Origin of the sequence: Bacillus pumilus, from assembly GCF_003431975.1 — a bacterium.
GTDB lineage: Bacteria > Bacillota > Bacilli > Bacillales > Bacillaceae > Bacillus > Bacillus pumilus_N.
On record NZ_CP027116.1, the window covers coordinates 2,095,772 to 2,108,067 of the forward strand.

The 12,296-nt window shown below is 34.8% G+C and carries 10 protein-coding genes; all 10 read left to right on the top strand.

The window, feature by feature from the left end; translation table 11 throughout:
* Positions 1–78: 78 nt before the first annotated feature.
* The 10 genes from C5695_RS10765 (at position 79) to C5695_RS10810 (ending at position 12,285) form a co-directional block, all read left to right on the top strand.
* Positions 79–258, top strand: coding sequence for a hypothetical protein (locus C5695_RS10765; RefSeq protein WP_117730727.1), 180 nt, complete (start codon positions 79–81; stop codon positions 256–258).
* Between the two features lie 12 nt (positions 259–270).
* Positions 271–2,802 (top strand): hypothetical protein, encoded by a 2,532-nt coding sequence (locus C5695_RS10770; RefSeq protein WP_117730728.1) that lies wholly within the window; start codon positions 271–273, stop codon positions 2,800–2,802.
* Positions 2,803–3,025: 223 nt separating this feature from the next.
* Complete coding sequence (locus tag C5695_RS10775; protein ID WP_117730729.1) at positions 3,026–3,301, top strand: HU family DNA-binding protein; 276 nt, start codon at positions 3,026–3,028, stop codon at positions 3,299–3,301.
* A gap of 1,151 nt (positions 3,302–4,452) precedes the next feature.
* Positions 4,453–4,644 carry a YonK family protein gene (locus C5695_RS10780; RefSeq protein WP_106037397.1) on the top strand — a complete coding sequence of 64 codons (192 nt, stop codon included), beginning with the start codon at positions 4,453–4,455 and terminating at the stop codon, positions 4,642–4,644.
* Positions 4,645–4,658: 14 nt separating this feature from the next.
* Positions 4,659–5,858 (top strand): metallophosphoesterase family protein, encoded by a 1,200-nt coding sequence (locus tag C5695_RS10785; protein WP_117730730.1) that lies wholly within the window; start codon positions 4,659–4,661, stop codon positions 5,856–5,858.
* A 156-nt stretch (positions 5,859–6,014) separates the two neighbouring features.
* On the top strand, positions 6,015–6,602 hold the full coding sequence (locus C5695_RS10790; RefSeq protein WP_117730731.1) for a hypothetical protein: 588 nt from the start codon (positions 6,015–6,017) through the stop codon (positions 6,600–6,602).
* Positions 6,603–6,681: 79 nt separating this feature from the next.
* Entirely contained in the window at positions 6,682–7,509 is an 828-nt protein-coding gene (locus C5695_RS10795; protein ID WP_117730732.1) for a hypothetical protein, read from the top strand.
* On the top strand, positions 7,509–9,281 hold the full coding sequence (locus C5695_RS10800; RefSeq protein WP_117730733.1) for a terminase large subunit domain-containing protein: 1,773 nt from the start codon (positions 7,509–7,511) through the stop codon (positions 9,279–9,281). Before C5695_RS10795 ends, C5695_RS10800 begins: the two co-directional genes overlap by 1 nt.
* 69 nt (positions 9,282–9,350) lie before the next feature.
* Positions 9,351–10,826, top strand: coding sequence for a hypothetical protein (locus C5695_RS10805; protein WP_117733098.1), 1,476 nt, complete (start codon positions 9,351–9,353; stop codon positions 10,824–10,826).
* 37 nt (positions 10,827–10,863) lie between these two features.
* A complete protein-coding gene (locus C5695_RS10810) occupies positions 10,864–12,285 on the top strand; it encodes a hypothetical protein (RefSeq protein ID WP_117730734.1) in 1,422 nt (473 codons plus the stop codon).
* Positions 12,286–12,296 lie beyond the last annotated feature (11 nt).

Consider the following 12,296-nt stretch of genomic DNA (forward strand, 5'->3'; position numbering starts at 1 on the left):
ATAACATACATTTGTTATTGACTAAAATATAAATTACAAATATAATCACCTTATAACGTACTGAAATGAGGTGATTTATTGGGATCATGTAACAAGCAGGACATTATTGAACTTCTTGAGTATCGGATTGTTAATGGTATTGCTTCTCAAGAAGAGAACACATTTTATGAAGACTTCAAATGGTTTGGCAAAATGGACGAGTCTTCTACCCTATTTAAAAGATTAGTATTACATATTGAAAACGAAAATAACAAATAAAGGAGAGCGCTTTTGGGGAGAAAAACAAATGATTTAAGCAAACAAGTGTTTATTTATAGTCTCGATACTTCGAGTTTTTATAATGACCGGGAAAATTTATTACATAGAAAGATTTTAAAGTCTTATAGATATAGAGATTTGCTTAAAACACATAATGGGGATACCAAAAAAAATAAGAAATACATAAAAAACAGAATCGCTAAATTAAAACAGGAGTTAAATAAAGCCTTCAGTGAACATGAAAGTGTACGAATGCTTAGAGCCGATACATTAACTGACAATAAAAAGATCGCTATGTTTGATTCAGTTATGACTCGAACTCTAGGTATAAAAGAAAACAATTTTTCTGATGACGTAATTGTGGTTCAGGTTTACCATTTTCAGGTGTTCAAGAGCATTCTTGATAAAGGTTTTATACATAACAATGAACTTTACGTTTATTTCACAAGTTCAGCAGGACAAATTCGTACGAAGAAAGCATGTTTTATTAAGAAGTCTACTTATGATAAATATCAAAACTCATTGACTTGTGGCCTTAGTTTAGATGATATCAATTCTAAAGGTGGTATGAACATAAACAAGTGGAATGCATATCTCGCATTATCTAATAGTGCCAGCAGCCATTGGGATATTGATATAAGCAAGACAGTTGTTGTTGATGATTTAGAGACTGAAGTAATGAGTGAAGTAGATTTTATAAATCGAGATACATACGAGATCACTAGAAAGAAGATGAATATCCCTATTGAACACACTGATGGTTGCGGTATTATATCTCCTCAGCTCAGCAAAAAAAGTTTTATGGTTAGGCTTCCTTGGGTTAAGGGCTTGTTAGTTCCTTTTGATTTTCACAAATTTGCTGACAAACACAATAAATCCAAAATAACAGATATATACGGAAAAGTGTGGGATATTAAGAAAGATGATATCCAAATTATTTTCACCAAATCACAATTTAAGATGTGGAAATATTATAAGTCCTGGAGCGAATATCAAGAAAAGTTTGTTCTGTACGGTTGCCTAGGGGCAAAATTAAACGAAGAAGACCCTTCTGTTGAAGGGAAGCTTACATATCAAATGCTTCAGACGCTTACGGATATTACATATGATGAACTCAAGTCGATCAGTGAAAAGACAATCAAGGAAATAAAAGCAATTGGAAATGACAAAGATGTGATGATGAAGGTTATGGGAGCTACTGAAAATCGAAAATTTAGATCACCAATGCAAGATGCCCTTCTCCTCTACCCACAGCTTTTAAATGATGACTATGTAAAAGAAATAATCAAAAATAAAAAGAAGAGCCTTGTTAAAGATGCGAAATCAGGCAAGCTGCAGATAGAAAACTCCAAGTACACATATCTCTGCCCTGATTTATACGCTTTTTGTGAAAAACTTTTTCTAGGAATTGAACATCCTAATGGTTTGTTGGACGGTAGCGATGTTTACTGTGCGCTTTATGATGAAGGAGAAATTGATGTACTTCGCTCCCCTCATCTTTATCGTGAGCATGGTATTAGAAAGAATGTTAGAAATGAGCTTTTAGATGACTGGTTTATCACTAAAGGAGTTTATACAAGTGTTCATGATCCGATCTCAAAATTGCTCCAGTTTGACAATGACGGAGATAAAGCGCTGATCATATCAGATACATTCTTTGTTAATATTACAAAGAAGCATGTTGCTGACATCGTCCCCCTTTATTATGAAATGGGTGTTGCAAACAAACAGGTGATTAACAGTGAAAATCTCTATGAATCTCTAACAAATGCCTATGCAGTTAATATTGGCGAGTATAGTAACAATATAACGAAGATCTGGAACAGTTCTTCAGTTAATATTAATGTTATTAAATGGCTATGCGCCGAAAATAACTTCGCTATTGACTATGCAAAAACGTTGTTTATGCCTACAAGACCAGACAATGTTGATAAACAAATTAAAAATTACATAAAAGATAAAGTGCCTTTCTTCTTTGTTCATGCTAAAGATAAAGATATCTCATCTGTGCAGCCTATAACTGAGAGCACAGTAAATAAACTAGATGATATCATTCCAACTGATAGGATTAACTTCAAATCTGTAGCAGGAAATTTCGACTACAGCTTCCTGTTGAAAAACAAACGCATTAAAGAAGATGAAGAATTGGTTAATGAATACATAAAGCTTGATCGAAACAAAAAATGGCTTACAAATAAAGAAGAAACCAAACCAAATCAGAAGTTATACGTATATAAGCTAATTAGAGAAAAGCTGCTTGAAATAAATAGCGATGAACAGTATGTAGTTGATGTTCTTGTGAAACATCTATACAAAAAGAAAAGCAGATATAAAGCAACGTTGTGGGAATGTTTTGGTGAGACTATACTCAATAATATAAAAAGGAATTTAAAAACTTTCAAAGGTTGCGTAAAGTGCGGACAAATTTATAAGCCTACCTCGAACAACTCTAGTTTTTGTTCAAAGTGTTCAGTCACAATTGAAAAAGAAAAACATAGAAAAAGACAGAAATCATATGCATCCAGAACAAGAATGACGGTTTAGGAAGTGCCTTGAGCCTTAGAGCCACAAGGGATACAGCGTTTTTGTGCAAAAACAACTCTAATAAATAGTGGCTTCAACCTTACAGCCACAAGGGTTTAGACCGCTTTTGGAGATAATCGTCATAAGGGAGGTAAAAAGCAAATATCCAAATTAAAAAGGTTAGTATATCTCCCCTCCCTATTTTTAAAAATACAAATTACACATATAACTAGGAGGAATAATATTGAATAAAACAGAACTAGTATCAGCAGTGGTTGAAGCAACAGGATTAGCAAAGAAGGAAGTTGTTTCAGTTGTTGAGGCGACATTACATGCAATTGAGTCTACTCTTAAAGAAGAAGGTCAAGTTAAGATTGCAGGCTTTGGTACATTTGAGGTAACCACTCGTGCAGCTCGCAAGGGTCGAAACCCTTCAACAGGTGAAGAAATCGATATTCCTGAAACTAAAGCACCAAAATTTAAAGCTGCAAAAGCACTTAAAGATGCTGTAAAAGGTTAATTTAATCAATAAATAACATGCTTCTGCAATATTAAAGGTCTTTCACGAATATGTGGGTATTCGTGGCTGACTAATGATTATTAATAGAATAATAGTCATTAGTGGGTTGACTACCCTGTGCAACATTATTCTCCAAACTGTCTCACTCCCTTTCATAAGATAGTTCTGACTCACATTTAAGGAGATGGCTACTCCTGAGTCGGATAATATTCATTTATATAGGTTTGGACTCCCCCTCTTCAACTTATACCAAATGAATATTATCGGGCTACAAATACCAATAAGTTCACGCTCAAATGCGACTGTATCCTAGCAGGGACTTATTTTAGGAGGTATTTGCTCGATAATTAAATCTAATTGCGGTGTTGAGCTTCGGCCTTCACTTAAGGTGATTGGATGCGTCCGATCTTCTTTTAAACTACATTTTCCCAAGCATGTACCTTCTCACACGAGGTATAGAAAAAAGCATGCAGAATAAGAGACTGGCGATCTACACGCAATATATGTAGATAAGGTGTGTGACCTGACAAGTAAGACAGGATTTGTCTCAGGAAAGGTTTATCGAGGGTCTTACCTTTCTTCTACTTAATATCATTGATTTCTATAGTACACAACTCGGTATCTAAGATGCCATGTCTTATGACAGAGTAGCTATTAATCAATGTTTAATTTTCACTTGTATAACTTACACTTTGTAATTCTACAGCGCAAGAAATTGCGACTGTCTGACTTGTGGGTTAGCTAAAATTTAGTAAGAGTACTGTGTGTACTCCTGTCCATGAGGAGTTTCGAATTGGCAATGCGGTGGCGGAATATGTAGACGCTTATCATGTGCGAAAGCATAGGAGAATCGGGAGTGAACCCGCTAAAAAACTCGTAAGTCAGAAAGCTCGGCTGACATGCGAGGTGCAAATCCTCGTCCGCATCCCCTTGTTGTTAATTAAATCAGTTTTATCCCCGCCTCTTTCCTGTGTAAAGAGGTTATTTTAGTTAGTAAATTCCTTCGGGTGTTTCCCCAGCACCCTTCCGACATTTCTTTTTATTCCCCTTTCTTCTCTCCTTTTTCGGGTGTTCCAATGTGTCGGCATTGGACATCCGAAGGAATTTATTCGTTTTAAAATAAAAATTACATACTATTTGGAGGTTATATAATGGCAAGTAAAAAAACTAATCAAGTTAATTTAAAAGGATTTTTCGATATGGATGTTATGGAAGTGATCGAAGTTAAAAGTAACGAGGAACTTCCATACGACTTTAAAGAAATTTTATCTGAATTTAATGGAAAACAGATCAGCATTACAATTAAGGAAGAAAATGATTTGCCTGTTAAAGACAAAGAGTAGAGGTTGGTGAGTTAATGAGCGTAATTACAAATCCAGAATTACAACGTGGAAAAGACGAAAGCTTTGACGACTATTTTATTAGATTACATACAAATAAACACGATTATAAAATCGACAAGTTTATAATTAGAGATTTACTGAATGAAGAATCAGGCGAAAATTACAGCGAAAGCAAATGGCGTAAGGACTTCGCTCAATACCGTAGATGGGCTGACTTTCATGTAAATAAGAACCTGGATCAAGAAATTGCCGATAAGTATGATGAGATTAAAATCGAAGCTGCTAAAGCAGAAGTTCGTAGACGTGATCAGAATAGAGAGTTCGCCAAGAAGATTAGAAATTCCGCTCGTTTTGATCGTATCCGTGAAGATATGACAGAAGCAATTATGGATTTAGAGAAAAAGCGTCCTCTTACATTCTCACCCCCTCCCCCTTCAACTTCAGATAAACACGGTCTAGCGTTATTCAGTGACTGGCATTTTGGAATGGATATCGATAATCGAATTAACACCTTCAATGAACATGTTTTCAACGAGAGAGTTCAAAAATTAACTCAGGACGTTATTAAATACGGTAAATCAAATGGGATTTCAACTCTACATGTAGCTAATCTTGGAGATTTAATTGGAGGGCTAATTCATGTTTCAACACGAGTTCAAGCTAACACTGATTCTATAGCGCAAACTCAATACGTCACAGAAACATTAGCTGAAGTTTTGGCAAAATTCGCTAGTGAGTTTGAACAAGTTAAATTCTATAGCGTCGCAGGAAACCACGGTCGCCTCTCCCCTTCCAAAAATGATGTTGGCATTAAGGAAAACTTCGAGTATTTAATTAACTGGTATTTAAAAGCTCGTCTAAGTCACATCCCAAATATCACTCTTGAGCAAGAGCAAGACGGCTATATCCCTACAAAAATTAAAAATCAAGAAGTAGTGTTTGTGCATGGTCACTATGATCGTGTTGATCAATGTGTGACACGCTTACCTCAATTACTTGGATATATCCCTTCTTACATATTCGGTGGACATGTTCACCACAATTACGAAAAAGAATACGGTAGCACGACTGTAGTTGTAAATGGAGCTTTAGTTGGCGCTGATGATTACGCTATGCAAGGACGTTTCGGAACTAAGCCATCACAGAAATTCATGGTATTTGATGATGAAGGTATTGAAGCTACATACATAATTCGTTTTAAAGACGGTAAATGAAAAGGATGATTGAATGTCTGGTAATGAATTTATTCATATCTTAGTAGAACAGTGGAAAGGTTTAACAGAGGAAAGTAAGAACGCACTGTCTGAAGTGATTGCTAATTGATATAAAACTTTAATTTTAACTTAAATTTATGATGAGGATGATGAATGATGATTGAGAACCAAAGTAAAGACCACATTGAATTTTTGCGTGAACACTTGGAAATTCTGACTAGGTTAAAGGAAACTGGGTATAGATGCGACCGTGAAATCAATGATGTTCTATCAAAATTACATGGAATTGTTTTTAAACAAAAACCTATCATTAGATTCGGTGACAATAACTTTGTCTCCAATGGAGGAAAAGCAACTGATAAGCTCCGATTTGGTTTAGTGGACTCTGAATTAAATAAAAGGTTTAGGGAAGCGCAGCCAGCATTGGCACAAGTTAATGCTAAAGATGACAGGGGCAAAGGTAAAACCACTATTCTTCTCAACTGCTGCTACGATGATAGTGCGGTGATTGTGGTGGGAAATGTAACTATCTCTAAATTATATCGTGAATTATACCGAGTTCTTCTTGAGAAAAGCGGTATCTGGCAGCTCAAAGATACAATAACAGAATTCATATTAACAGCTGATCAACTTAATGGTAGAAGAGGAAAGGTTTTTATTGATGAATCTGTCAGTGAAAAACAATTGCAGAATATCAAAGAAAATAAAAACATTGAAATTTTAGGTGGATTCTATACTGCTTAAACACATTTTTAGAACGTCTAGTCAATCTGGGCGTTTCGTAAAATGTGTTTTTATTTTTAATTGGAGGTGAACTGAAGCAATGGCTACTAGTAAATTAACATGCACATGTTGTGGAAAGCAGCAATCACCAACGCAATTTTACTTATCGGAATCCCCTTTCCACCTTTCTACTGGAAAAATATCTGTTTGTAAGAAATGCCTTGTTGATGAATATAAAAAGTCAGGAAGTGAAATGGAAAGTCTCCAACACGTTCTTAGAATGATTGACCGCCCATTTATTTATGATCTATGGATTTCATCACTGAATGAGGCTAAAAAGAAGGCTACAGAAAATGTACTAGGGATATATATGAAAAACATAGGGATGAAAGATTATAAGAGTAAGAATTGGTCTGACAGTGAATTTAGTGTGAAGGATACTGTTTCTGTTGATGTAGATATCGAAACATCATCGGTTAATGAAGATAAGATATGGGGAAATGGCTACAGTGAACAGGATCTAGATTATTTGATTAACTTTTACCGATCGTATAGTGAAAACTATGCAACTGACACCCCTGTCCAGATAAATTTATACAGAAACATAGCAAAAGTTCACCTACAGGCTGATAAAGAATTAGCTAACGGCAACGTTAAACAATACAAAGATTTACTTGAACTGTCCTCCAAATTGCACAATGACGGAAATATAAAGCCAATTCAGTCCACTGGTGCAAATGATGATAAAGGGCTTTCCGCTTATGGTTTGTGGATAAAATCTGTGGAACAAACAGAGCCTTGCGAAGCATTTGAAAACAAGAAAGAATATGAAGATTTCGATCAGTTTAACAAGTATATTCAAAAGTGGTTTGTTCGCCCCTTCAAAAATATATTCAATATATCAAAAGACTTTGATGTGAAAGATTAATGGGAAATTTTCAAGTAAAGAGAAACAAAGAATCTAAAGGACAAAATTACCTAGAACAAACCACAAGTGTTTCAAAATTGACGGAAAATCAAAGCTCAGACAACCATATGCGTCAACAGATAAAAAAATGGACAACATTCTATAGACTTAACACACATAGATTTGTTGAACATTATTTTGGCATAGACCTCTTTTTATTCCAAAAGATTTTATTATATTTTATGAATATTAACACTTATTTTATGTTAGTTGCCGCAAGGGGTTTATCTAAATCATTTATGATTGCTATTTTCGCTTGTGCAAGATGCGTGCTTTACCCAAATACAAAAGTTGTAATTGCCTCTGGTGTTAAAAAACAAGCAAAATTGATTATCACCGAAAAAATAGAAAAGGAATTAATGCAATATCCAAACTTAAGCCGAGAAATAAAACAAATAAGATCCTCTTCAAATGAAGCAATGGTTGTTTTTCATAATGGATCAACAATTGAAGCAGTAACATCTAATGAAAACTCACGTGGTTATCGTGGAAACATCCTCATACTAGAAGAATTTAGAATGATTGATGAGAATGTGCTTAAAACAGTTTTAAAACCTTTCTTAAATGTATACAGGCAGCCTCCCTATCTCAAGAAAGAAAAGTATCGCCATCTCACAGAAGAAAATATCGAAGTTTACATCTCTTCGGCTCATTACACATCAAACTGGATGTGGAAATCTATGCAGGCTGCTAGAGATGCAATGTTAAAAGGTAGAGACACGATGATTTTCTCGCTTGACTATTTAACCTCAATTTATCATGGCTTACTTTCAAAAGAAAGAATTGACAAAGACCGAGAAAGTTCTGATTTTGATGAAATTTCATTTACAATGGAATATGAAAATCTAATGTATGGTCAAAACTCAAACGCTCTATATAAACTAGATGATATAACGAAAAATAGAACACTTAAAAAGCCTTTTTATCCTATCTCCAATATTGAATATTCTACTCAAAAACAAAAAAGAAAAGAAAAGCTTAAAGATGGAGAAATTAGAATACTTAGTGTTGATGTGGCGTTAATGGGTGGAGATGCAAATGATAACACCGTTATAACATGCATGAGACTATTGCCTAATGGTGATAAATACCAACGTAAGGTTCCTTACATAGAAACTTTAGAAGGAAACCACACTGAGGATCAAGCAATCAGAATCAAGCAGCTATTCGAAGATTTTCAGGCCAGCTACGTTGCTTTAGATACCCACGGTAACGGAATGTCAGTTTATGATGCTCTAGCAAAAGTAAACTATGATGAAGAGCGTGATATTGAATACGAGGCTTGGTGTGCTTTTAATGATGAAGAAATGAGAAAAAGAGCCAAGACCCCCAATCCATTACCTGTTGTATTTTCAATTAAAGGAAACACTAAATTAAACCACGAAATCGCCTCTGCATTACGTGTGAATCTTCAAAGTTCAAATATCGAATTGTTAATTAGTGAAATTGAAGGCAGTGATTTCCTCTCAGATAAATCCTCATACAAAAATGCTGTTATTGAAGATAAAGTAAGAATGAAAACCCCTTACATACAAACAACTCTCCTTGTGAACGAATTGGTTAACTTAAACCACGAAATTGTTGGTGGTTTTATAAAGATTAAAGAGAAATCCGGCAAGAGGAAAGACAGGTATTCCTCATTGGCCTACGGAAATTATTTGGCTAGGTACTTAGAAAGTGAGCGCCTAACCAAAGACAATTTTGACGAAGAAGATGATTTAGTATATTTCTAATAGAAAAGAGGTGAAAAAGTGGTAAAAAAGATCAAGCAAGTGGATATTGAATCTGAGGAACATAAGCAAATGTTGAATGATCTGGAAACGTACGCATCAACCTTTGCTACTGGTTTTGTTTCAAACTTATTCTCCAAAGGAATTATAAATGATGTAACAGCGGAACAGTTAAAAGAATATTTCTCCTCACCTGATGCGTATCAAAGAGAGATAGAAGATTTAGCCAACTATTTTTATGTGTCCACTGGAGAAATCCATCAACTTTTCGAACTCATTGAAGCTCTACCTACATTAAATTTTAAAATAGATTCCTTTGAAAATCCCGATGCTTCAGAAAGCCATGTTAAAACAATAAAAAAAGTTTTGCATAAGAATAAGCACAAGCGATTAACTAGAGATTTGTTGAAACAAACTGCAGCTGCAGGAATTTTAATTGGTATTTGGCTAGGTGACAAAAAATCTCCCTACCCCTTCATCTTCGATGGATCAAAATATGTACAACCTTCTTATCGTAGAAATGGTGAATGGGTATGCACGTTGAATATGAGTTTTTTTGATAATATCTCTGATAATGATGCCCACCGCAAAGATCTGATTTCGAATTTCCACCCCTATATTACATATCAAGATTATCAAAACTTCAAAAAAGATACCGTTCAATATAAATATAAAGAGCTTCCTCAAAACAGAACATTCTGTCTTAGAACTGGGACTCTTAAGAGAAATCAGGGTTTAGGTACATCTTGGGTTGCTCCTGGTCTCTATGATGTTCTCCATAAGAAAAAGCTTAAAGATGTTGAGCAATCCATTGCGAATAAAATCATTAATGCAGTTGCGGTATTGACAATTGGTACTGATAAAAATAATGGAGAATACAGCAACCAAAAACTTCCTAAGCCTATCAAACAAAAAATCCACTCGGGAGTAAAACAAGCTTTAGAGAAAAATCAAACTGATGGTGTAACTGTCGTTTCCATTCCAGATTATGCAAGCTTAGACTTTCCTGATGTTAAAACTGACGGTTTAGATGGCAAGAAATTCGATCATATAAACAACGATATTCAATCTGCATATGGTCTTTCTGGGTCTATGTTAAATGGCGAAGGCGGTAACTATGCAACATCTTCATTGAATTTAGATACCTTTTATAAAAGGATTGGAGTTCTTTTAGAAGATATTGAACAAGAAGTGTATCAGAAATTGTTTAATTTAATTCTGCCAAAGAATCAAAGTGACAATTACTATATTGTATATGACAAAGAGAAACCGTTGACTCTCAAAGAGAAGGTTGACTTACTGTTGAAATTAAACGATAAAGGCTGGTCGATTAAACATGTAGTCGACAATATCCCTGGAGTGTCGTGGGAATCATATTTAGATCAAACACTTCATGAAACAGAAACATTACAACTGCAAGATAAAATCAAGCCATACCAAACATCATATACATTCTCAGGTAACGATCCAGGGAATATTTCTGATGACACTTCGACTAATGAAAACACATTAAAATCTAAATCATCAGACGGAAACAACACTCCATAGCTCTCCCCTTTTTGTCTTTGGAAGGAGGTGAAAATACTTGAAAGACAAACAAAAGAAAATTGATTATAAACTTCAATTAAATGAAATTAAAGCAAGCGATGATCCATCCAAATTATCTTGCACATTTGTCATTTTTGATTTTGAAAAGTCTCATAATAATACAGTAATTTCAAAAGAAGTAGCTCTTGAAACAGCCGCTACGATTATCAATAAGCCAATTGTAGCAAAATACAATGAGGTTGATTCCATTGGAACAGCAACTGATTCATTTGGGTCTCACGAGATGTATTTAAGCACTGATAAACACGGTGATTTAGAGGTGAAGATGGATACCGCAGCAATCGGTGTTTTCACAAGTAAGGGCTACATCATGGAAATGGTAGGCTCTAACGGAGAAAAGACTGAAGTACTCGCTGCTGATGCCATTCTATGGAGATCACGTTTTAAAGATGCTTGTGATCTGCTTTTAGAGTGGAATTCCAGAGGTATAAATGTAAATACGAGTTGCGAACTACTTTATTCAAATTACACATTTAAAGATGGTATTGAATATCTTGAATCGCCTGTTTACTTAGAAGGTCATGCTATTTTGAACTCTGAAAAACGTGGAGATCAAGACATTGTTTTCCCTGCATATGATTCAAGCAAACTATTGAGTTTTAATGAAAAAAATAAATTTGAAAAGCTTATTGCACAGGCAATTATCAATGAAAAGGAAGGTGAAAATGTGAGTTTCAAGAAAGTGTTTGAGTTATCCCATGATGATGTTAGATCACTGTTATACTCCAAGCTAGATCCAGAATTAGGTGAGAATGTTCACTCATATATTTGTGATGTTTATGAAAATTACTTTGTCGTTAACATCGAAGATTACAACGCAAAGACAGACTCATACTATAAGTACAATTACACAAAAAATGATGACGTTATCGACATCCAATTCGACTCTAAACAAGAAGTGTTCCTTAAGAGAAATTGGGAAGAGGTTACTCCAGAAGAAGTCACGAATCAGCTTAATGCAAAAGATCAACAAATCAGTGATTTAACTACTAAACTGTCTGCTAAAGAAGATTTAGAATCTAAATTCAATAGCGCAAGCGAAAAACTAGTACAGCTTAATCAAACGGTTGAAGAGTTAGCCCCTTTTAAAGAGCAATATGAGAAGGTTCAATTCGAAGCTCGTTTAAACGAAAAAAGTGAGCATTTCAAAGTCAAATTTAATGCATTGAATGCTTCAGATAAGTTTGAGACTGATGAAGTTCAAACACTTCTATCAGAAGTAGCGAAACAGGATGAGAATTCTGACAAAGCTCTGTTGCAGTTGAATTCTATTCTAGTTGATTTAGTTTCCACTGATATCTCCCCTACCGAGATCCCCCCTCTCAGAGAACAATCCAGTATTCGTAAAGAGTTAATTCCAAAAGACGATTCATTTGAGGCAAGATATTTTATTAAATAATTGGAGGCAAA

Coding starts and splice junctions, on each gene's coding strand:
- C5695_RS10780 (WP_106037397.1), top strand. CDS start 4,453: ATGGCAAGTAAAAAAACTAATCAAGTTAATTTAAAAGGATTTTTCGAT.
- C5695_RS10785 (WP_117730730.1), top strand. CDS start 4,659: ATGAGCGTAATTACAAATCCAGAATTACAACGTGGAAAAGACGAAAGC.
- C5695_RS10790 (WP_117730731.1), top strand. CDS start 6,015: ATGATTGAGAACCAAAGTAAAGACCACATTGAATTTTTGCGTGAACAC.
- C5695_RS10795 (WP_117730732.1), top strand. CDS start 6,682: ATGGCTACTAGTAAATTAACATGCACATGTTGTGGAAAGCAGCAATCA.
- C5695_RS10800 (WP_117730733.1), top strand. CDS start 7,509: ATGGGAAATTTTCAAGTAAAGAGAAACAAAGAATCTAAAGGACAAAAT.
- C5695_RS10805 (WP_117733098.1), top strand. CDS start 9,351: ATGTTGAATGATCTGGAAACGTACGCATCAACCTTTGCTACTGGTTTT.